At 40.0% G+C, this 19954-nt stretch carries 17 protein-coding genes; 13 read left to right on the top strand and 4 right to left on the bottom strand.

Annotation, left to right across the window (positions count from 1 at the left end):
* Positions 1-72: 72 nt before the first annotated feature.
* The 6 genes from FCU45_RS04975 (at position 73) to FCU45_RS11805 (ending at position 6006) form a co-directional block, all read left to right on the top strand.
* Entirely contained in the window at positions 73-1026 is a 954-nt protein-coding gene (locus FCU45_RS04975; protein WP_137012901.1) for an ORF6N domain-containing protein, read from the top strand.
* 72 nt (positions 1027-1098) lie between these two features.
* Positions 1099-1854 carry a TIGR02757 family protein gene (locus FCU45_RS04970; RefSeq protein ID WP_137012899.1) on the top strand — a complete coding sequence of 252 codons (756 nt, stop codon included), beginning with the start codon at positions 1099-1101 and terminating at the stop codon, positions 1852-1854.
* Positions 1855-1884: 30 nt separating this feature from the next.
* Positions 1885-2322, top strand: a complete 438-nt coding sequence (locus FCU45_RS04965; protein WP_137012897.1) for a CoA-binding protein — start codon at positions 1885-1887, stop codon at positions 2320-2322.
* On the top strand, positions 2323-3525 hold the full coding sequence (gene ilvA, locus FCU45_RS04960; RefSeq protein WP_137012895.1) for a threonine ammonia-lyase: 1203 nt from the start codon (positions 2323-2325) through the stop codon (positions 3523-3525).
* A gap of 7 nt (positions 3526-3532) precedes the next feature.
* A complete protein-coding gene (locus FCU45_RS04955; protein ID WP_137012893.1) occupies positions 3533-5656 on the top strand; it encodes a WD40 repeat domain-containing protein in 2124 nt (707 codons plus the stop codon).
* 215 nt (positions 5657-5871) lie between these two features.
* On the top strand, positions 5872-6006 hold the full coding sequence (locus tag FCU45_RS11805; RefSeq protein WP_281276886.1) for a hypothetical protein: 135 nt from the start codon (positions 5872-5874) through the stop codon (positions 6004-6006).
* Between the two features lie 81 nt (positions 6007-6087).
* Here FCU45_RS11805 and FCU45_RS04950 read toward each other — a convergent pair whose 3' ends face one another.
* The gene (locus FCU45_RS04950; RefSeq protein WP_137012891.1) at positions 6088-7335 is read right to left on the bottom strand and encodes a hypothetical protein; all 1248 of its coding nucleotides are present in this window, start codon (positions 7333-7335) and stop codon (positions 6088-6090) included.
* Positions 7336-7571: 236 nt separating this feature from the next.
* Between FCU45_RS04950 and FCU45_RS04945 the strand changes: the two genes are divergently transcribed.
* From FCU45_RS04945 to FCU45_RS04915, 7 genes are read left to right on the top strand one after another with little or no spacing between them, the layout of a single operon-like run.
* Entirely contained in the window at positions 7572-9269 is a 1698-nt protein-coding gene (locus tag FCU45_RS04945) for an acetolactate synthase large subunit (RefSeq protein ID WP_137012889.1), read from the top strand.
* Positions 9269-9742: an acetolactate synthase small subunit gene (ilvN, locus tag FCU45_RS04940; RefSeq protein ID WP_188109199.1), complete on the top strand. Its 474-nt coding sequence runs from the start codon at positions 9269-9271 to the stop codon at positions 9740-9742. Before FCU45_RS04945 ends, ilvN begins: the two co-directional genes overlap by 1 nt.
* Positions 9743-9748: 6 nt before the next feature.
* Complete coding sequence (gene lpxD, locus FCU45_RS04935; protein WP_137012885.1) at positions 9749-10699, top strand: UDP-3-O-(3-hydroxymyristoyl)glucosamine N-acyltransferase; 951 nt, start codon at positions 9749-9751, stop codon at positions 10697-10699.
* An 8-nt stretch (positions 10700-10707) separates the two neighbouring features.
* Entirely contained in the window at positions 10708-11658 is a 951-nt protein-coding gene (gene lpxD / locus FCU45_RS04930; protein WP_137012883.1) for a UDP-3-O-(3-hydroxymyristoyl)glucosamine N-acyltransferase, read from the top strand.
* Positions 11659-11677: 19 nt separating this feature from the next.
* Positions 11678-11881, top strand: coding sequence for a hypothetical protein (locus FCU45_RS04925; RefSeq protein WP_137012881.1), 204 nt, complete (start codon positions 11678-11680; stop codon positions 11879-11881).
* Between the two features lie 18 nt (positions 11882-11899).
* On the top strand, positions 11900-13597 hold the full coding sequence (locus FCU45_RS04920; protein ID WP_137012879.1) for an autotransporter assembly complex protein TamA: 1698 nt from the start codon (positions 11900-11902) through the stop codon (positions 13595-13597).
* A complete protein-coding gene (locus FCU45_RS04915) occupies positions 13594-16248 on the top strand; it encodes a translocation/assembly module TamB domain-containing protein (RefSeq protein WP_137012877.1) in 2655 nt (884 codons plus the stop codon). Before FCU45_RS04920 ends, FCU45_RS04915 begins: the two co-directional genes overlap by 4 nt.
* Here the strand turns inward: FCU45_RS04915 and FCU45_RS04910 are convergent.
* The 3 genes from FCU45_RS04910 to FCU45_RS04900 all read right to left on the bottom strand — a co-directional run bounded on the left by FCU45_RS04910 (position 16235) and on the right by FCU45_RS04900 (position 19942).
* A complete protein-coding gene (locus FCU45_RS04910) occupies positions 16235-17110 on the bottom strand; it encodes a universal stress protein (protein WP_137012875.1) in 876 nt (291 codons plus the stop codon). The genes FCU45_RS04915 and FCU45_RS04910 overlap by 14 nt on opposite strands.
* A 1-nt stretch (position 17111) precedes the next feature.
* Positions 17112-18608: a SulP family inorganic anion transporter gene (locus FCU45_RS04905; protein ID WP_137012873.1), complete on the bottom strand. Its 1497-nt coding sequence runs from the start codon at positions 18606-18608 to the stop codon at positions 17112-17114.
* Positions 18609-18772: 164 nt separating this feature from the next.
* Positions 18773-19942 (bottom strand): pyridoxal phosphate-dependent aminotransferase, encoded by a 1170-nt coding sequence (locus tag FCU45_RS04900; protein ID WP_137012871.1) that lies wholly within the window; start codon positions 19940-19942, stop codon positions 18773-18775.
* Between the last annotated feature and the right edge of the window lie 12 nt (positions 19943-19954).

Genomic DNA, 19954 nt, shown 5'->3' with positions numbered 1-19954 from the left:
AATGACATATTTTTTAATAAAAATAAATTGTTTTAGTATGATGGATAAAATCAATACTTGGAACTTTGAACAATGAACAAGCTAGAAATTGTAAATAAACAAAATCTGCAAGATAAAATCCACACTATCAGAGGACTTCAGGTTGTGCTTGATAGTGATTTAGCTGAACTATATCAGGTGGAGACAAAAAACTTAAATCGGGCAGTCAATCGAAATATAGAAAGATTTCCACAAAGTTTTCGTTTTCAACTTACCGAAGAGGAGTATGAAAACTTGAGGTTCCAATTTGACACCTCAAGTTCAAAAGATTCTTTAAGGTTCCAATTTGGCACCTTAGAAAAAGAAAAATCTTTAAGGTCGCAAAATGCGACCTTAGAAAATGCTCGTGGAAAACATAGAAAATATTTACCTTATGTATTTACAGAGCAAGGTGTTTCTATGCTTTCGGCGGTTTTACGAAGTGATATAGCCATCAAAGTAAGTATTCAAATCATAGAAGCTTTTGTAAATATGAGAAAGTTTATCTCAAATAATGCTCTTGTTTTTCAAAGATTGGATTCACTAGAACAAAAACAGTTTCGTACAGATGAGAAAATAGATGTTGTCCTGAATGCTTTAGAAGACAAAACCAAAAAACCAGATAAGGGAATCTTTTTCGATGGGCAAACATACGATGCGTATGCCTTTATAAATGATTTGTTGAAGAGTGCAAAAAGTGAAGTCGTGCTTATTGACAACTACATAGACGACACGGTTTTTACACTTTTTAGCAAATATCCAAACTTAAAAATCAAAATTTATACACAAACTATCTCAAAGCAACTTCGTCTTGATTTTCAAAAATACAGTTCACAGTATAAAAACATAGAGTTAAAAGAGTTTAAAAACGCTCATGATAGATTTCTCATCATCGATCAAAAAGAGATATATCACATCGGAGCAAGTCTTAAAGATTTGGGCAAAAAGTGGTTTGCTTTTTCAAAATTTGAGATACAAGCTTTGGAGATTTTAGGGAGATTGAAATAAATTTTGTCTAAATATTGATATTGTGTGATAGCATACGCTTAAAAAATTAATAATATTTTTGAGGTTTAAGAAGTGAGTGACATAAACATAAAACAACTGTTGGATTTAGAAGTTGCCAAGCGCAACTGCGAGGGTGAGATATGTGAGGAGCGGCTAGACCCCATTATGGTTGCGCACAAGTATAAAGACCCGACCATCTCGCTTATCTGCGCTCTTTTTGCCTACGGAAATGTAAAGCAGATAGTGAAGTTTTTAAACTCGCTTGATTTTTCTCTTCTGCAAAAAAGTGATGATGAGATTAGAGAGGGATTGAAAAAGCACTACTACAGATTTCAAAAGAGTGAGGATGTTGCCGCTCTTTTTATCGCTCTTAAACGACTAAACGAAAAAAGCACGCTGGAAGAGGTTTTTAAAAGCGGCTATCTTAAAAACAGAAGCACTATTGAGGGGATAAACTCTGTTATTAAAGCTCTTCAAGAACTCTATCCGTTTCAGAGTATGGGTTATAACTTTCTAATCTCTCAGGTAACTCTAAAAACAAAGGGAGCAGGGGCGCTAAAGCGTTGGATGATGTATCTGCGTTGGATGGTAAGAGAGGACAGCATTGATATGGGTCTTTGGAGCGGAGTAGATAAAGCAGACCTTATCATCCCGCTTGACACACACACATTCAATGTCTCAAAAAAGATGGGGCTTTTAGAGAGAAAGAGCTACGACCTGCAAGCCGCGATAGAGCTTACGGCAAAACTAAAAGAGTTTGACAAAAATGACCCGCTTAAATATGATTTCGCACTCTACCGCATAGGGCAGGAGAAACTTTGGATATAATTAGAAAATTTTTCAATTAAAGGTTTTATAATGGAGTGCGAATTCCCTACAGTAAACTCAAACAAACAAGAGATTAAAGAGATATTTGATATTACAAAAACTATAGCGATTATCGGGCTCTCTCCCGATGAGACAAAGGCAAGCAACAGAGTTGCAAAGTACCTAAAAGAGCAGGGGTACAAGATAGTTCCTATCTATCCTAAAGAGGAGATGATTCTCGGTGAGAAGGTATATCGCTCACTTGCAGAAGTTCCGTTTGAGATAGATATGGTAGACATCTTCAGAAAACCAAAAGAGCTTGATAATGTGGCTGATGCGTGCATACAAAGAGGCGATGTAAAAGTATTTTGGGCACAAAAAGAGATCGTAAACAACGAAGCTGCCGCTCGCGCCAAAGATGCAGGTATGAGAGTAGTTCAAAATATGTGCACAATGGTAGAACATCGTAACTTGCACGAGGGGGCGTAGTTGTTTGACGTAAAAAAGATCTACGAAGCAAGAGAGCGCATAAAAGATGTCGTCGTAGATACGCCTCTCTCATACGCTCCTCATCTAAGTGAGAGTTCAGGATGTCAGGTTTATCTAAAAAAAGAGAATCTTCAAGTAACAGGCGCGTTTAAAATAAGAGGCGCATATAACAAAATAGCAACACTGCAAGATGCGCAAAGAGAGTGCGGAGTTATAGCGGCAAGTGCTGGAAACCATGCTCAGGGAGTTGCACTCTCAGCTTCAAAGTTCGGCATAAAAGCGGTCATCGTTATGCCTGAATCAACGCCTCTTACAAAGATAAACGGCGTAAAAAATTACGGTGCAGAGGTTATTTTGCACGGAACAAATTACGATGAGGCTTATGCTTATGCCCTTGAGCACGGAGAGAAAAACTCTTTGACGTTCATTCACCCTTTTGAGGATGAGGAGGTTATTGCGGGGCAAGGAACGCTCGCACTCGACATTTTAGACAAGTGCCAAGATCTTGATGCAGTAGTAATTCCTGTCGGCGGCGGCGGACTTATATCTGGCATGGCTGCGGCTATTAAGAGCGTAAATCCTAAGATAGAGGTTATCGGCGTGAGTGCAAAGGGCGCTCCTGCGCTTAAGAACTCTTTTGAGTTAAAGAGTCCCGTGGACAGTCTGAGTGTGAGAACTATTGCGGACGGTATCGCGGTTCGTGACACATCGCCGATCACTCTTGGCTATATGTTAGGCAGTGTCGATAGATTTATAAGCGTAGATGACGAGGAGATAGCAAGTGCGATCCTCTTCTTGCTTGAGAAGCAAAAGCTTGTGGTCGAGGGTGCCGGAGCGGTCGGTGTTGCGGCACTTCTACATGAGAAGCTCGAACATCTAAGAGGCAAAAAAGTAGCACTGGTGCTAAGTGGCGGAAATATGGACGTGACACTTCTCTCCGTCATTATTGAGAAGGGTCTTTTAAAGTCCGGCAGAAAGATGAAGCTCACTGTCACTTTAGTCGACAAACCGGGTTCATTGATGCGCTTTACCCAGATACTTCAAGAGCTTAACGCAAACATAGTGCATATTGCATATGACAGAACCTCTATATCGCTTGATTACGGTGACGCGAACGTTACGGTTCATGTTGAGACTAAGGGCGAAGAGCATCAAAATATGATTTATAAAGTATTAAAAGAAGAAAACTACATAAGAGATTAAGCCCAGAATGAAGCCGATAAAAAAAAGCAGTTTTAGCGAAGCGGTAATATATACACAGATCTTGGACGCTAAAACGCTTTTGGCGGTTGATGCGCTTACGACAGTAAGGTATCTGGATATAGAGACTCTAAAGCTCCTTGATGAGCTAAAAGTTGATGTCTCGCATACAAGATATGGCTCAAAAGTAGTCTCATTTAGCGGTGATGCAAAATATTTTGCTCTAATTGACAAAGAGTATAAAACATCTATGCTCTATGAGACAAAAGGCAAAAAACTGCTTACTAAGGTCGATAGACATCAAGGAGATGTCTCCTGCGTTGCGATCGAACCTCATGGTAGATATATGTTCTCCTGCGGCGATGAGGGGATCACATACGGCATAGATATAAATAGCGCACAGCTTACTTTCACGCTACCTCCCCATAAAGATTTTGTAACCGACATAGCATTTACACAAGACGGCAAATGGGTTGCAACGTCTGGCTACGACAAAAATATCTCTCTGTACAACTTGGCAATGATGACTCCGCATGGCAAGTTAAAAGCCCACTCCGCTCCCGTACTGAAGGTTCAGTTTTTAGAAGATGGCAGGCTTTTTAGTCTTGATAAAAAGAGCACGGCAATAGTCTGGAATGTAAACTCCGCCAATGTCATAGCAAGACTCAAAGGGATACATGACGAAGTTCTATCTGTATGTGTGGGAAGCAAAAACAGATTTCTTTTTTTGGGTACAAAGCTAGGATATGTTCTTGTATATGATCTCTTAACTTATGAGCAGATATCAAAAAAGTATATAAAACTCTCTGATGCGATAACATCTTTGAGCTTTGATGAAGCAAGAGAAGAGCTTATTGTAGGAAGTGCGAACGGTGAACTTCTCGTTTATGATATCTTTGATAAAGAGAAGCATCTGCGTGAACTGCTGGAGCAAAAAAAGTATTCTCATATCTCTGGCTGCATAAGAGAGAATCCGCTTTTAGCTTATACTAAGCCACACAGAACATTTGAGATACTCTGGGAGAAGACGCTTCAAAGAGCAAAACTGCTTTTGGAAAACTCTGAAAAAGTAAAGGCAGAAGAGATATTTAAAGATTTTATGCTTATTGCGTCAAAAAAACAGCAGATGCAAAAACTACTCTCTGAGTACTCGGAGTATGAGAAGTTTCTATCATACGTAAAATCAAAAAAACTATCTCTTGCCTACGCTTTGGTGAATCTTCATCCGCTATATAAAGAGACAAAGGTCTATAAGTCGATGGAGGCTCAGTGGGAGAGAGACCTTGTGCTTGCAAAAAAGTATATGCTGGATCAAAAGTTAAGCCACAAAGTTCAAGAGATACTGCTACCTTATAGGGGAATAAGCGAAAAGAGTGCTCTGATTCAAGAACTCATACAAAATGTAAATCTCTACAAAAGATTTAGAGAAGCGATAACTCACAGAAAGTTCAAGCTTGCTTTAGAGATCGTAAAACAGGCTGAGTTTTTAAAAGAGTACCCTGAATACAAAGCTCTTATTAACTACTCTGACAATCTATATATGAAAGCTCAGGTAATGCTTGGTAACGGAGACACTAACTCTGCACTTCAGATATTTCATATATTACTTGATTTTGATGACTTTAGGGATGAAGCAAAAGAGAGCATTGCTCTAATAGAGGCAAAACGAAAGTTTTTTGGTGCCATAAAAGAGGAAAACAGTGCTCTTGCATACACTATTATGGATGAGTTTGAGACTCTAAAAGAGAGCCAAGACGGAAAACTTCTTAATGCCCAGTGGGAAGAGGATCTTAAAAAAGCAGATGATCTTGCTCTTTATGCAAATATAGAGGGAACAAAGGGAATTTTGGCAAAATATATGAAAATAAAGTCAAAAACACAAGAGATAGCAGATGTTTTTTCAAAGGCTCATATAACTCAGCTCTATAAGGCACTTGATGAAAATATGGAACAAAAAAAAGTAGAAAACGGTATAAAGAACTATATGCTTTATTACGGCTTAACAAAGCGTATAGAGGGCTTTTTCGAGGATTTTAAGGTCAAGTTTCCACACACTAAGATCAATATAAATTCTCAAAAACAGGGCTTAATTGAGAGCTGGAGACCATCCATGATAGTAAACTCCATTTTATAAATAAAATCATATAAAATTCTTAATATCTTACAGAGTCGTTATAATAAAATGTGTTACAATTCGTACAAGCAAGATAAGTTTTTCTAATTTATTTGCTAAATAAGACAAAAATTGTCCTTAGTTTTGTTATTATTTTATCACATTTATATTTTCGGTCATATTTGTGATGATGATCGGATATGTAAGTATGAATTTTACGATAAAGGAGTTTGCCTATGAAAAAAGTTATCTCAATGATTTTTGTGATGATGAGTATGACTATAGCTCTAAGTGCAGCTCAGAGCTCTAGTGACGATAAGTCGGTTATCAGAGGTGAGCAGCCTCACCCTGATAAAGGTATCTTGTACTAACAAGATTTGGCAAATGAGACGGCTCTTAAAGTTGATTGTAGGAGAGAAACTTTTAGAGCCAGAGCATTAAACATGATTTTCCTAAAATTTAACGGCAGCGATTAGACGTATAGCATCGTTCTTGAAGTCTGCTGCTGTTTTTTCATCAACATCCTGATGAACATAGATTCCCGTTAAACTTACATACTTGCCCAGTTTTGCAGATGCAATCAGGTCAAATTCCATTCCTTCCTTTGAAGTCTGTTCTGCGTTTTGCAATGAAGCTGTTAGTTTTAATCCGTCAAACTGGTAACTTGCCGCAGCTCTTATAGCATCAGTATCACGTGTGCCGACAAATGCACCATCTTGAAATACGGACTGCGTATACACTTTAGATTTGTCACCCGTTGCGGCATTTGCAATTGTCGCCGTACCATCTTCACCTGTTGCCGTTGTTGAACAAGAGATGTCTGCGCTGAATTTATCCACGCTATATCCTATTTTTGCAGCAGTTATCATCGCATCGTCGATACCTGAAGCTGCCAGATTTATTCCTGCATTTTGAATTCCGACAAAAAGTCCTGAATTTTTATACTCTGCATCCGCCCAGTAAGCAGTAAATGTCGAGTTTATATTGTAGTACCACAGGTTAACAGCCAAATTTTCAACAGGAGGCTTTATCATAGCACCAAATGCGTATGCTCCTCTTTTTGCGTCTGTCACTGTTGTACCGTCGTAAGAACTGCCAAAACCGTAGTAGCTTCCGTTGTGCATGGTTGTACTCGGAAAGTTGGTTGCAGTAGCGTTTCCTGCACTTGCTCCACCGTTATGCTGATACACGTAACCTGCTACAAGCGTAGTATAAGGAAGGTCACTGTTTATTAGCACCGCTGCGTCAAATGTGTTATATGTTGCATTCCATCTCTCTGTAAAAAGCAATGGAGTGTTAAGTGCTTGACGACCGACAATTACTGAAGTATTTGCTATTTTGTAGTCAAGATTTGCTTCACTTATCCAGATCTGTGTTCTATAGTAGTTGTCACCACTTTCACGACCTGCACCCGCAGACGATATATCTTTTACAAAACTCTGCTCTAATCCAAGACTGTCAACTCCTATAACACTCGCTTTCCCCTTTAACCCCTCGTAAAGATCAGCGCTTACTCCAAGCTCTACAGCGGCTACCCCGACACTGCTCTCTTGTTGGAAAAAGTCATTTGAAGTAGTGTCTTTTACCGTTGTCTGGTACCAGTATTTTGCACCCCCGCTAACCTTTACGTTTTCAACCCCATACGCAGACGCTGCTAAAAGCAAAGCCAGAAACGGAGCCGTTGTTTTTGATATCATCATCCTAGATCCCTTTTTATTAGATTTTAAAAGTATATGAGAAGAGTGTCAATTTATATTTGACAAATTCTTTACAATATCTTTACAAAATTGTTCTAAGATGTTAATTTTGTTACAATTTTATCACAAAATGAAATATAGAGCCTAAAACTGTCTATTTTTTTTATCTCACACATTTAAACTCAGATATAGCTCATTTTATATATAATTGGCGAATTTTTTAATATAGGAGACTTTTCATGCAAATAAGTGGCGCTCAGATGGTCATTGAAGCTTTAATTGCAGAGGGTGTAGAGAAGGTATTCGGCTACCCCGGCGGAGCAATTATGAATGTCTACGATGAGATTTATAAGCAAGATAAATTTGAACATATTTTGACTAGACATGAGCAAGCTGCGGTACATGCTGCAGAGGGCTACTCAAAAGCCAGCGGAAAAGTCGGTGTTGCAATGATAACAAGTGGTCCGGGTTTTACAAACGCAGTGACAGGACTTGCGGATGCATATATGGATTCTATTCCATTAGTAGTTATAAGCGGGCAGGTTCCAATGAGTCTTATCGGAACGGATGCGTTTCAAGAGATAGATGCGGTTGGAATAAGCCGCTCATGCACAAAGCACAACTATCTGGTTACGGATGCAACGGAGCTTCCACGCATACTTAAAGAGGCTTTCTATATTGCTGCAAGCGGTCGTCCCGGTCCGGTTCATGTCGATATTCCAAAAGATGTAACGGCTCAGATAGCAAAGTTTGACTACTCGATTGAGCTTGATCTTGAGACATACAAGCCTCATACAAAAGGAAATCCGCGCCAGATCAAAAAGGCTATGGAGGCTATTGCAAAAGCAAAAAGACCTCTCTTTTATTTAGGCGGAGGTATTATAAACTCCAATGCTGCTTACGAAGTAAGAGATCTGGTTCATGCAACGGGAATACCTGTTGTTGAGACATTTATGGCAAGAGGTACTCTTAGTCATGATGATGAGTACCTGATCTCAATGCTGGGAATGCATGGCTCTTATGCCGCAAATATGGCTATGAGCGAGACAGACCTGGTAATAGGTCTTGGTGCCAGATTTGATGATAGAGTAACGGGAAAATTATCCGAGTTTGCAAAAAATGCAGGCGTTATTCACGTTGATATTGACCCTGCAAGTATCTCAAAGCTTGTAAATGCTGACTATCCGATAGTAGGAGATGTTAAAAACGTTGTAGAGGAGATGCTCAAACAATCGACAAATATCAATCCTGCAAAGTATGCATCTTGGAGAGAGATCATAAAGAACTTTGATACTCTTCATCCGCTTACATATCATGAAGACACAGATAGATTAAAACCTCAGTGGGTAATCCAGAGAGTCGGCGAACTTCTAGGCGATGATGCAAATATCTCAACCGATGTCGGGCAGCATCAGATGTGGGCTGCGCAGTTCTATCCGTTTACCCGTCCTCGTCAATGGATAAGCTCAGGCGGTCTTGGAACTATGGGCTTTGGTTTTCCTGCGGCTATGGGTGTAAAGGCGGCATCACCCGATAAGGTAAGCATTAACTTTACGGGAGACGGCTCTATACTTATGAACTGTCAAGAGCTTATGACCGCAGTGGAGAAGAAGCTGCCTGTTATAAATATTATACTTAACAACAACTATCTGGGTATGGTTCGTCAGTGGCAGACTCTATTTTATGAAAAGAGACACAGTGAGACCGATCTTAGCGTTCAGCCTGACTTTGTCAAGCTTGCAGAGGCATTTGGCGGAATAGGGTATAGAGTTACAACAAAAGAAGAGTTTGATGCAGCACTCAAAGATGCTATCGAGAAAAATATAGTTGCTTTTATAGATGTCGTGGTTGAGAGACTAGAGAACGTTATGCCGATGGTTCCGGCAGGAGGCTCGCTCTTTAATATGATGCTACTAGAGAAAAAGGAGAAAAAATAATGGAGAAGAGTGAAAGAAGAGTTATTTCTGTTATTGTTGTAAATGAGGCGAGCGTACTCTCTCGTATTACAGACCTTTTCTCCGGACGCGGTTATAACATTACGTCGCTAACCGTAGCTCCTATCCCGGACTCTAAGTACTCTAGGCTTACTATAGTTACATCAGGTTCGGTTAGAGTTATAGAGCAGATCACGAAGCAGCTTCATAAGCTTATACCTGTTCTAAAGGTTTATGAGCACGCTGATCTGGTTGAAAAAGAGATGGCGCTTATCAAATTTCCGGTATCTGAGAATATTACTGATATAAGCACGCTTTGCGGAGCATACAACGGAAAGATCGTCAATGTCGGGGATAATGTGATTATAGTAATGGTTGCGGATGAGCCAAAGAGAGTTGACAACTTTTTAAAGATAATAAACAAATACAATCCAAAAGAGATTGTAAGAAGCGGTGCCGTAGCACTAGAGAGATAGGTCTAAGTGCTCTTTAGCGATATAGCTTCACATCTAAAACTAGAGCTTGTAGGGGAAGATGTAGAGATAGACTCTATGAATGAGCTCTCTTTATCTTCGCCCTCACAACTCTCATTTGCAGTTCATAAAAGATACGCAAATGAGCTAAACTTCTCAAAGGCAAAAGCCTTTTTAATAACAAATGCACTGATAGAGCATCTTCCAAAAGGGTCATCATACATTGTCTGCGAAGATGTCTCAATCTCTATGGCAGAGGCTACAAAGCTTTTTCATAAAAAACCTATTGAGCCTCATCTTGGCGATGCAGTTGTAGGCGAAGAGTGCTATATAGACTCTATGGCAAAGATCGAGAAGGGTGCAGTTATAGGCTCGAACGTTACCATAATGGCAGGTGCCTATATAGGTACGAATGTTGTAGTAGGCAGTAACACCGTTGTCTATCCAAATGTTACTATCTACAGAGACTCTGTTATCGGAAGTGAGTGCATCATCCATGCAGGAACGGTCATAGGGGCTGATGGTTTTGGTTTTTCGCATACAAAAGAGGGCAGACATATAAAGATATATCAAAACGGAAATGTTATAATAGAGGATGATGTAGAGATAGGCGCAAATTGTGCAATAGACAGAGCTGTTTTTAACTCTACGATAATAAGACGCGGTACAAAACTTGACAATTTTATCCATATCGCACACAACTGCGACATCGGTGAGTACTCTATTTTTGTAGCTCAGACTGGAGTAGGGGGTTCTACAAAGCTTGGGCGTAACTGCGTTGTAAGCGGACAGAGCGCTTTTAGCGATCATCTGGAGATAGCACCCTTTTCTACCTTTACGGCAAGAAGCGGGGTTACAAAGAGCATAGACAAAAGCGGCGGAGTCTACAGCGGATTCCCTCTTATGAATCACAGAGATTGGAAAAGGCTTCAAGTGAGGATAGCGAAGTTAAACGAGTAGGAGTAACAATGGATTTAAAAAAAATTGCAGAGATTTTAGAGTGTGATTTTAGCGGCGAGAACTTTGAAGTAACAAAGATGAACACACTTAAAGATGCTACAAAAAGTGAGCTCTCTTTTGTCGCAAATTCAAAATATATAAAAGATATACAAAACTCAAATGCAGGCGCTATAATAGTTGATGGGCACACAAAAGATTTTGTGCCCAAAGGGTGCGCTGCTTTAGTCGTTGAACATCCATACTGGGAGATGGCGAGAATCTCAAAATATTTTGCACCTCCTGTTGAAGATGCGACCCTGCCAGAGCCAAAGATAGGCAAAGGAACTGTAATATCCCCAAAAGCGGAGATAGCAAACGGTGCTGTGATCGGTGAGAACTGTACTATAATGGCTCATGTCTATATAGGCGCAAATACGGTTATCGGAGACAATACTATAATCTATCCCGGTGTTGTTATATATAGAGACTGCATTGTAGGAAGCGAGTGCATAATCCACGCAAACTCTACTATAGGAAGCGATGGTTTCGGTTTTGCAACGAACAAGATGGGTGAACATAAGAAGATATACCAAAATGGTAATGCCGTTATAGAAGATGATGTGGAGATAGGCAGCTCGACCACTATAGACAGGGCGGTTTTTGGAACTACGCTTATAAAGCGAGGTGTTAGAATAGATAATCTTGTTCAAATTGGACACAACTGTGTTATCGGTGAATACTCTGTAATTGTTGCCCAATCAGGCATTGCAGGCTCAACTACTCTAGGAAGAAATGTTGTCTTGGGCGGACAGAGTGCTACGGCAGGACATCTAAGCATCGCCCCTTTTACTACGATGGCGGCACGCAGCGGTGTTACAAAGAGTATTGAGAAAAGCGGCTTAACCTTTGCTGGATTTCCTTTGATGGAACATAGAGTGTGGTTGAAACTTCAGGGTAAAATTGCTAGACTAATCAAATAAGAAACAAAAGGATGAGTTAATGTCAAAAACAATTAAATTAAGCGGAACTAAAAAAGGTGTTATTAACGTAACTAAGATCGACGAGCCTTACGGTGCAGGAAGTGCAAGTGTGGCTAGCATCGGTATATCACTTGTTGGAAATGCAGGTGAGCCTGAGTGGAAAGTGCATATCCCGCTTGAAAATATAGATGAAGTAATCGAGGCTCTTAAAGAGTTAAAATAAGGTGTTACGGGAGTGTAGTTGAAAACGAAATTTTTAATATATTTTCTCTTCTCTACGCTTCTGCTTGCCGAAACTCCCCTGCTTTTTTTTAGCCAGAACAAAGAGATCTCATCAAGAGAACTTTATGATGTGCTAGAGTTACATAAACCCTACTTTTTTGAATTTTATGCAGATGAGCCTACGTTAGAGGTTAAAGATGTAGAATTGACCATAGAGGCTCTTAAAGAGTACTATAGATCAAAAGGCTTTTACCACGTAGAGATCTCATACATCAGTGATGAAGGTACCATCACTATAATCATCAAAGAGAACAAGCCAATAATCGTCAAAACTATCACTTACTCTGCAGGACTGAATATAGGAAAGCAGATACCGTTTAAAGAGGGGGATGTTTTTGATGCCGACAAATTTATACAGAGCAAAAAAGATATAAAACTTCTCTATGCCCAGAGCAGTTTTTGTAAAGCCGAGCTCGATGCAAAAGCGTGGATAGATATAGAGAAAAACCTTGCATATTTGAACTATAAAGTTTTACAAAACGAGAGATGCCGCTTTGGAGAGATAGAGGTAATGGCGTCAAAAAATATCGACGCAGAGATACTTGAGTCTATATTGCATATAGAGGAGGGTGAACCTTTCTCTTCAAACAAGATCGATATGAGCTATAAGAGCCTTTATGGGCATGAGGGCATATCAAAAGCGATAATAGATACAAAGGTACAAAGAGACAACAGCGTTGATCTATCCCTAAGCGTATTAGAGAATGAAAATCCTCTGCGTTTTCAAGCCGGTCTTGGTGTAAGCAGTGATGAGGGCGCTATGATTATGCTTGGACTCAAACATAGAAATTTTTTAGGCAATCTAAAGACTATAGGCATTGAGACGAGAGTGACCCAAATAAAACAGTCTCTAAAAGCAAATTTCGATATGCCGCTCTTAAACAGAAACGCACTCGGCTTGGAGGCAGGTTATGAGAATGAGGATTTTGTCACTTTTAAAGAGAGCAGGGTCTTTGTGGAGCCATACCTTTTGCAGAAGAGAACACCGCATCTCTTTAAAGAGAGCATATATATCGACAGGTCAAAAACATACGGCAGCGACGATATGATCCTTATTCCTGAACACACGATATTTTTGGTCTCTCCCAAATTGGAGTGGAGCTACGATACCAGAGACAAGATACTAGACCCCACAAGCGGATACTTTATAAACTCACAAATAATGGGTTCATTAAAGAGTGATATATCTGATGCGACATACTATAAGTTTAAGGCAACGGGAGGCTATATTTTACCTATAGTGGATGATTATATTGCAGGATTTAGAGCCACCTTTGGAACGCTCGATATTAAAGATGGTGATCTCCCTCCATCTTATCGCTTTTTTGCAGGCGGTATGCATAGCAATCGTGCATACGGCTATAGAAAGCTGGGTCCGACTGATGAGAGAAACAACCTGATCGGATCAAACTCCATAGTAGAGGCAACGGCTGAGATACGCTTTGAGATATATGGCAACCTGAGGGGAGTTCTCTTTAGCGACAACACTTTTTTGGGAAACGATAGTACGCCTAGTTATGACAACGGATACTACAGCGCGGGTTTTGGTCTTCGTTACAGAACACCCATCGGTCCTATAGCAATTGATGTAGGTTTTGATATAGAAGATCCCACAAAGCAGTATGCTATTCACTTTCACATAGGAGAGCTGTTTTGATAAAAAGAGTCTATACTTTTTTACATTTTACAACTCTTCTTGCACTGCTTGGAGCAGCTATTATCTTGATTGCTCTGTTTCAAAAAGATGTAGTGCCGTATCTGGCGCAGAACTATCTAAAAGAGTATGATGTAGAGTATAAAGGTATAGAGGGAACGCTCTTTAGTGGAGTTATTGTAAGTGGCGTAAAGTATAAGGATAGTATAGAGGTCGATGAGTTAAGAGTTAACTACAATCTTTTAATGCTTATGAGTCCGACTCCAAGAGTAAGCTCTATCAGTGCCAATGGAGTTTTTGTAGATGCCAAGAAGCTTCTAGAGACCAAGAGTGCAGAGACATCGTCCATTTTTGCTCTTAACATCTCAAAAGTAGATATACAAAACGTAAAAGCAGCCTATAAAGGTGAAATATACTCCTTAAACCTCACTGCTATTGATATAAGACTTGGAGAGACAATAGATATACGAAAGATACTCTTAGAGGCAGAGACCCCCTATGCAGCTCTCTCTCTTGAGGGGAGTGTTAAGGAGAATAACCTCAAAGGAAGATCTACTCTTTTGCCAAGTGAGAAGTTTCATAATGAGTATCTTGGTTTTTTAAGATATACGCCAAGCAAGATTGAGCTCTTTTTTGACATATCTAGCAAAGAAGCAGATCTTAAAACATCGCTAAAGAGCGTTGTTTTTAAAGATGTAGAAGATCTTGTTTTAGAGAATATAGAACTTCATGCGACTTATAGTTTTAGTGATGATTTCTTTACGCTCTACTCAGATTACACTGCTCTTTATGCGAACAATAATATTGCCATCGAGCAAAAAAGCAGAGTAGGGCTTGATGGGAAAGCTACATCAAACCTAGAGGCAAAAATAGTGCAAGATGAGTTTAATCTTCCTTTTGAGAGCTTCAGTGTTGCTATAAAAAGAGATGAGAATCTGACACAGTTTGATCTTGGGGCAAAAGATATAGTTGTAAATGCGCAGACAAAAGATTTTAAAGAGTTTTTACTAAAGGCTAAGAGCATTTATGCGGATCTGGATGCAAAAGTCGAGCTTAAAAACGAATCCATAGCGCTTACAGGCGAACTCTATCCAAAAAGCGATGCGCCACACTTAAGAGAGTATAACATTGATAGATTTTCCAAGCTCAATGTCTTTGTGTTAAAAAACAAAGAGAGCTTAAGAGCAAACATCGGCACAGGCAAGCTCTCTTTGACACTCTTTGAGGATGAAAATGGTCTTGTCGGTGTTTTAAAAGCTGGAGAGAGCAAGTTTGATATAAAAGGAAGTATTCAAAATAGAGAGTTTATGGTGGAGGCAAATATAGACTCTATTAGGACTCTTCTAATCGAACTCGAACTTATAGATGAGAGTCTGCTTTTTGATGCTTCTGTTATCTTAAAGGCAAAAGTAGCGCTTAAAGATGGAGTTGAAGTAGATACAAGAGTCGATATTCCTTGGTATAGGTTAGAGCTTGATTCTCAAAATATATATACGGATAGAGACTCTTATGTTGAATTTTTTTATGCGGATAGAGAGGTTATCGTTAAAAGCTATAATATTGGAGTGATGCAGAAGAGAGTTTATTCAAAAAGAGCCTCAAAAATTTCTCTAAGCCAAAACGACATCATTGAGCTCAAAGAGTTTTGGGTCTATGACAATCTGCTTATAGGCGGAGAGCTGAACTACTCTGAAATGAGTGCTGACGTTACTATAAAGAGCGATAAGTTTCGTTATGAATCAGAGGATGCAAATGTAAGTGTAAGAGTTGATATTGAAGCATCTGTAAATAGTAACGGCTCACAGAGCATTAGCGGCGATATCGAGATACTTAGCGGAGTAATTACCTATGTTCCAAAAAAAGAGTATGCTATAAAGGATGAGGATATTATAATTATCCAAGATATTAAACCGCCCAAAAAAGAGCATGAGAAAAGAGAGCTAAATATCAGAGTCTACTCGTCAAAACCAATTGAGTACAAAATAAAAGACGTTGAACTTCTGGTCACTCCAAATCTAGTTATCTATCAAGAGTTTGGCGGTCTATTGCAGATACTCGGCGCTCTGCAGATACACAGCGGAGTCGCAACTATCAGCGATAGAGAGTTTGAGTTTGATGAGAGCGAGATATACTTTTATGATAAACACTACGCCAACCCGTACCTAAACCTAAATCTTCACCACTACACGCTTGATAATGTAGATATAGAGATATATATAACAAACAGAGTCGAGTCTCCCGTGTTTATCCTCTCATCAAATCCGCAAATGAGTCAGGATGATATCATCTCCTATATTCTATTTGGTGAGGCTACCTCTTCTATTTTTGACACTACAGGCAAAGAGTCAAGAAGCTCTCTTGGAACGCTGGCTTTGGGAGCAGGGTTAAAAGGGTTTTTAAGCAAGTCGGCAAACCTAAAGATAGATACGCTCAACATTCTTACAAACGAGGATGGAACGTTAGGGTATGAGATAGGTAAGCGTTTTGGCAAGAGAGTACGTATGGTCTATAAAAACGATGATATTTCAAGCCTGACGCTGCAGTACAGCCTCAGCAGATCGGTGAGGATAGACGTTGATGTAAAAGAGACCGGACAGGGTGTCGGTATCTTTTACATTAAGGATTTTAAGCTAGAGGATACTATTTTAAAATAACGAGAGGAATCTTTACGTTTTGAATAAGCTTCGTCGTAAGGCTTCCAAAGAGAGCGGTTTTAAGTTTACCGTGGCTGTAAGAGCCGATAGCTAACATATCAATGCTATTTTTTTCAATACACTCCAAGATGCTCTCTAGAGGCTCACCTGATTTTTGGATAAACTCACAGTTTAGAGTCTCATCTTTGATGATCTCTTTTGCATGTTTTATCAGCTCATCAGATCTGTTTTGATTATTGTTTATATTTACAACGTATCTCTTTACATCATGCTCAAGCATCGGTGAAGAAGATAGCTCCTCTAAAGCTTTTGTAGAGCCGCTCTCACCGTTAAAAGCTATCATTACGCTCTTTATAGGAGTGTACTCTTTGTTTACCAAGATTATCGGCGCATCGACATCTCTTATAATATTCTCTACGCAAGAGCCTACTTCATCCTCTTTTTGCATATGCCCCATGCCTGAGAAGCCAAAAATGACCACTCTTAGTTTATCTTCGAGCTCTTTTAGGTTTTCGTAGAGAGTGCCGTGTCTTTGGGAGATGACAACATTGCTGTAGCCTTTGTCAGTGACTCTCTCTTTTAGCTCTTTTAAGATCTCTTTGCCGTGGTTTATGCTCTCTTTGTTCTTTTGCGCATCCTCGTCTGAGAGTTCATTAAGAAGTAGATCTCTCTCTCCAAGAGTCAAGTTTCCAGAGAGGTTTGTAATCGATGAGGCATTTGGGTGCTCGATCGTATTTAGCAAAACTAATGTTAGGTTTAGCTGCTTTGCTATGTGAAGCGCATAATCACATACTGCCTCTGAGTATTTTGAACCGTCAACGCAGGCAAAAACCGCCTGTTCTATACTTTTTATATCTTGCATCTTAGTGTCCTCCCATAACTTTTTCTATCTCTTCTGGTTTATCATGCACACCAAATCTGTCTATGATTGTACTGCTCGCCTGATTCTGCCCGATTAGCGTCACATTTGCACCTTCACGGCGCAGTTTAATGACTACTTTGTCAAGTGCATAAACGGCAGATATATCCCAAAAGTGAGCTCTGGTTAAGTCTATCGTGATATTCTCTACAACTTCCTTAAAGTCAAAAAATTCTACAAATTTATCTGCACTGTTAAAAAATACCTGACCGACTATCTTATATGTTCTTGTGTCAGTCGCCTCATCATAGGATGTTTCGTTGTACATAAAGTGGCTGATCTTGTTTGCAAAGAAGAGTGATGCCAAAAGCACGCCCACAAATACACCAAGAGCCAAGTTGTGTGTCCAAACAACGACTACAACGGTCGCTACCATAACAACATTTGTAGAGATTGGTAGGGTCTTTAGTTTTTTAACACTGCCCCAGTCAAACGTACCGATAGAGACCATTATCATAACTGCGACAAGTGCTGCCATCGGGATTATAGAGAGCAGATCGCTTAAAAAGACGACCATAATAAGCAGATAGACACCTGCTAGAAGAGTCGAGAGTCTTGTTCGTCCGCCAGATTTTACGTTGATGACCGATTGCCCGATCATAGCACAACCTGCCATACCTCCCATAAAACCAGAAGCTATGTTTGCTACACCTTGACCGCTGCACTCTCTGTTTTTATCACTCTTTGTATCTGTTAAATCATCTACGATAGTAGCCGTCATCAAAGACTCCAAAAGACCAACCATAGCCAAAGAGATAGAGTATGGAAGTATTATCATCAGAGTTTCAAGATTAAACGGGATCTGAGGGATCAAAAAGATCGGAAGTGTATCTGGAAGCGCACCCATGTCACCCACATTTCTTACATCTATGTCAAAGAGGACTACGACTAAAGTGATAGCTACAATCGTTACAAGCGGAGATGGTAACATAGTTCCTATCTTTGGTATGTAAGGAAAGAGATATATTATGCCAAGACCCGCGGCTGTAAGTGCGTAAACGTGCCAAGTGACGTTTGTAAGTTCTGGAAGCTGAGCCATAAAGATAAGGATGGCAAGGGCGTTTACAAAACCGACAACGACTGCGCGTGGAACAAAGCTCATCAACTGCCCGAGTTTAAAATAACCCGCACCCATCTGAAGCAGACCTGTTAAAACCGTAGCCGCAAGAAGATACTCTAACCCGTGCTCTTTTACAAGTGTTACCATCAAAAGCGCCATTGCACCCGTTGCCGCACTTATCATCCCCGGACGACCGCCTACAAATGCGATTACTACCGCTATACAAAAAGATGCATAGAGTCCTACTTTAGGATCGACTCCCGCTATGATAGAGAAAGCTATGGCTTCGGGTATAAGTGCTAGTGCAACTACGATTCCTGCTAGTGAGTCTCCTTTTATGTTTGAGAACCACTCCTCTTTTTTAAAATATTTTGCTAACAATAATTATCCTTTTTTATTTTTATTTTTTGTTTAGTGTAAGATTATGTTTTCACATTCTCTATCCTTAGTTTTTAGTTTTTTAAAAAAGTGATTTAAAACAAATGTGGATTTATCTCTGCATCGTAATGGCAGAGATAAAATAGAGAAAAGCATAAAATTGATCTTTAAGCCTTTAGTTCTTCTACAAACTCTTCTATACGTTTGATACCTTTGCGGATACTCTCTATATCGGTTGCAAAGCTGAATCTAAAGTAGCCTTCGCTTCCAAAACCAACACCGGGAACTACGGCTACGCCTTTTTTTTCTAAAAGCTGTTTACAAAACTCCATAGAGTCGTTGCTCAGCTCTTTTATGTTTACAAAAAGATAAAAAGCGCCATCAGGCTTATATACACTCAGTCCGTCAATTGCGTTTATAAGCTTTACTGCCTCATCGCGGCGCTCTTTAAATGCGACTCTCATCATCTCGATATCATCATCTGCTGAACCGTCTAAGCCTGCGATTGCCGCTTTTTGCGTGATCGAGTTGATGTTAGAGGTGCTTTGGCTCTGAAGTTTTTTAGTAGCTTGGATAAGCTCTGTATTGTACGCTGCCATATAGCCGAATCTCCAGCCTGTCATCGCAACCGATTTGCTAAGACCGTTAATAGTTACGGTGCGCTTGTACATATCTTCGCTTACAGCTGCCGAAGATGTAAACTCGCCGTCGTAGATAAGCTTTTCATACATCTCATCGCTTGCAACGATAACATCAGTGCCTTCAAGTACTTTTCCAAGCGCTTCAAGTTCTGCTCTTGAGTAGACTGCACCTGTCGGATTTGATGGACTTGTCAGGACAATCATCTTAGTCTTTGGCGTAAGGGCATCTTGAAGCTGCTGTGGAGTTATCTTAAACGCATTGTCATCATGCGTCTCTATCTCTACGACTGTACCGCCGTAGTAGAGAACAAGCTCAGGGTATGTCACCCAGTAAGGGGATGGAATGATGGCCTCGTCGCCTTTTTGTATGACTGCCGCAAATAGATTGAACAAAGAGTGCTTCGCGCCGTTGTTGGTAATGATCTGGTTTGGAGCGTAAGTGAGGTTGTTGTCTCTTTTGAGCTTATTTGCAATTGCCGCTTTAAGAGCAGGGATGCCGTCAACCGCGGTATACTTCGTAAAACCATCATTGATAGCCGCAATGGCAGCATCTTTAATAACGCGAGGCGTATCAAAATCAGGCTCACCTGCTGAGAAGCTGATGATATCTTTACCTTGAGCTTTCAGCTCGCCTGCGAGTGTAGAAATAGCGATTGTGATTGATTCGGATAGCGTGTTAATACGGTCTGTTAGCATATTAAACCCTTT

Source organism: Sulfurimonas crateris (assembly GCF_005217605.1).
In the GTDB taxonomy this organism is placed as follows: Bacteria; Campylobacterota; Campylobacteria; order Campylobacterales; family Sulfurimonadaceae; genus Sulfurimonas; species Sulfurimonas crateris.
The sequence above is the reverse complement of the archived record's forward strand: the minus strand, read 5'-3'. Positions and strand labels throughout refer to the sequence as shown.